The sequence below is a fragment of the Noviherbaspirillum sp. genome (genome assembly GCF_036846085.1).
In the GTDB taxonomy this organism is placed as follows: Bacteria; Pseudomonadota; Gammaproteobacteria; order Burkholderiales; family Burkholderiaceae_D; genus Noviherbaspirillum.
On record NZ_DAIUCO010000388.1, the window covers coordinates 1 to 2,754 of the forward strand.

At 59.7% G+C, this 2,754-nt stretch carries 2 protein-coding genes; both read right to left on the reverse strand.

From position 1 onward, the window contains the following. On the reverse strand, positions 1-586 hold a 586-nt coding region (locus tag V7080_RS25100), incomplete at its 3' end, for an SDR family NAD(P)-dependent oxidoreductase (protein ID WP_334191101.1). Positions 587-762: 176 nt separating this feature from the next. Further along, on the reverse strand, positions 763-2,409 hold the full coding sequence (locus tag V7080_RS25105; RefSeq protein WP_334191102.1) for a GMC family oxidoreductase: 1,647 nt from the start codon (positions 2,407-2,409) through the stop codon (positions 763-765). Between the last annotated feature and the right edge of the window lie 345 nt (positions 2,410-2,754).

Genomic DNA, 2,754 nt, shown 5'->3' on the forward strand with positions numbered 1-2,754 from the left:
GGTCTTCGCCGATCAGGCCGCTGGGGTGCGCGCCGGCGGGATTGAAATAACGCAGCGCGCCGATGGCCCACGAGGAATCGGACTTCGCCAGGTCCTCCAGCACCTGCTCGACCATCAGCTTGGAGCGGCCGTAGGGATTGGTCGTCGACAGCCGGGCCGATTCGGAGATCGGCACCGCTTCCGGATCGCCGTAGACCGTGGCGGAGGAACTGAAGAGGAAGTTCTTCACGCCGGCAGCGCCCAGGGCCTGAAGCAGCGTCACGCTGCCGGAGACATTGTTCTCGAAATAGGCAAGCGGGTTTTCCACCGACTCGCCGACGGCCTTCAGTCCAGCGAAATGAATCGTCGCATCGATGCGATGGGTTTTGAGCAGCGCGTTCAGTGCGATGCGGTCGCGCACGTCGACGTCATAGAAAGGAATGACGCGGCCGGTGATGCGCTCCACCCGCTTGAGCGATTCCTGCGAACTGTTGCAGAGATTGTCGAGTGCGATGACGGAGTACCCGGCTTCCAGCAATTCAACGCAGGTATGTGAGCCGATATAGCCGGCCGCGCCGGTGACAAGTATGGTTTTGTGAGTAGTCATGGTAAGAACTTGAATGTCCGGTGTGGGAAGCGTCGGGCGCGGCTGCGACCGATGTCCGCCTGCGATGTATCGCAGCATATTGCCCCCGGCGGACGCCGGGGTCAACCTGCCGGAGTCTATCTTTTAAACATCCCTGTCAGACGGCATCTCGCACAGCCGGCTGCCGTTGTGGCGACTTATGCTGCCTGCATCGTGTATTCGGTGCTTGAGCTGCGCAGCTCCTTTGCAATGTGCTCTGACAGGCGGAACGCGAGCGCGGCAAGCGTGATGGTCGGGAAATTCGCGCCGGATGTCGGGAAAACCGAACTGCCGGCGACGTACAGGTTGGTCATCCCGTGCACCAGGCAGTTGCGGTCGACCACGCCCTGTCTCGGCGAGTCGTGCATCCGCGTGGTACCCATGTGGTGCCAGGTGCCTTCCAGGTCGGACGGCCATTTTCCGCCTTCGATCGGCGGGTCGAGATCGACCTGGGCCACGCCGCTGCGGCGCATGTCTTCCGCCAGGATCGCCAGCGTGCGGTCGAAGGTGCGCTGCTCTTTCGAGCCGAGACGCCAGTCGACACGCACCCGGTTCATGCCGAGCTGGTCCTTCTGGTTCGGGGACAGCATGACCCGGCTGTCCGGATTCGGTTCCGGCTCGACGATGGTCTGGAACTTGACACCCTTGATCAGCCAGCGCGGCTGGAAGAGGCGGGTATAACCGTAGCCGAGCGTATCCAGCGGATTCGCCATCATGGTCATCACATCTTTCGCGAAGTTCCAGTCGGCCTGCTCCTTCTTGAGCATCGCCTGCTTGCAGCGGAACAGCGCCTGGGCGCCTTCGCTGCCCTCGCCCGGGAAGGTGGAGCAGAACCAGACGCGCGCGTTCAGGATGCCCTCTTCCTTCAGCACTTCCGGCTTCAGGGCGAACTGATGTGCGATGCAGGTGCCGTGCGCCGAGACCGCCGCATTCTGGTAGTGGTATTTGACATCCGACAGCTTGTTGCGCGACCACTCCTTGGTGAAGCGGATATTGCCCGAGAACAGACGCGGATGATCCATGAAGTACCGGCCGACGAGGTCGTTGCCGTTGCCGAGGCCGGAAGGCTGCACCTTGTTGGAGGCCAGCAGCAGGCGGGCGTTTTCGATGCCGCCGGTCGCAAGCACATAGGTTTTCGCGGAGACTTCCATCCTGCGCCCGGTCAGTGTCGCCACTTCGACCCGCTTGACGGTCGTCGCTGGATTGTTGGTGTCGATATTGACGGCATTCGCGTACAGGAAGACGCGGATGCGCTCGGAACGCTTCAGCACGTCGCGATACAGCTTGCCGAAACGTGCCGGCGGGCTGAACTGCGAGATGGTGTCGCGTACCTTGCCGGTCACGAGCGGCATGCGCTTTACATCAGGGCGGCCGATCGCCTGCTCCCAGAACTCCGGGCTGAAGTTGTTCGGACCGAGTTTGAGCAGGGCATGCGTGCGCTCATAGTAGGGCATCAATTCATTCAAGCTGAATGGCCAGCCGCTGTGGTTGACCCACTCGCGCTTATCGAAATCCCAGGGATCGAGCGGCCGGCACCATCCGCCCCAGCAGTTGCTGCTGCCGCCGAGGAAGCGGCTGCGGCTGCCGTCGGCAAAGTTATAACGCCATTCACCGACATCCTCGCCCCGATAGAGGTCACGCGTCTCGTCATCCGGATTGAATCCTCCGCTTTCGAGCAGGACAACGTCGATGCCTTGTTTGTCCAGCTCCATGGCCAGTGTGATGCCGGCAACGCCGCCGCCGATGATGCATACCGTTGTTTCAACAACGGATCCTTCCTGAACTCGCCGTGTATCGATAAACATTTCTTCTTTTTCCCTGCTCTAATATTGATCTGTCACTGAGTACCAATGAACTCGCATTGCATGGCTTGCATTAGATGCAATGCTTGTTCTTCGCATTGGCTTACCCTTCAAATTACGTGTATTCCAAGTGATTTTTACCTGTCAAAGATAGACTGATGACGGACAGATACTTTGATGTGCATTAGGGAATGTTCACGCTGTCGTAAATGTACCCGTCAACGAACCGTTCCTAAAATGAAAGCTGTGCGTCCGGTTTCACGGCCATGATTGCGCTTTTGAAATCTTGCTGGATGCGCTGCAGTGCGTCCTGCGACTCGGCTTCGAAGCGCATCACCACCACCGGCG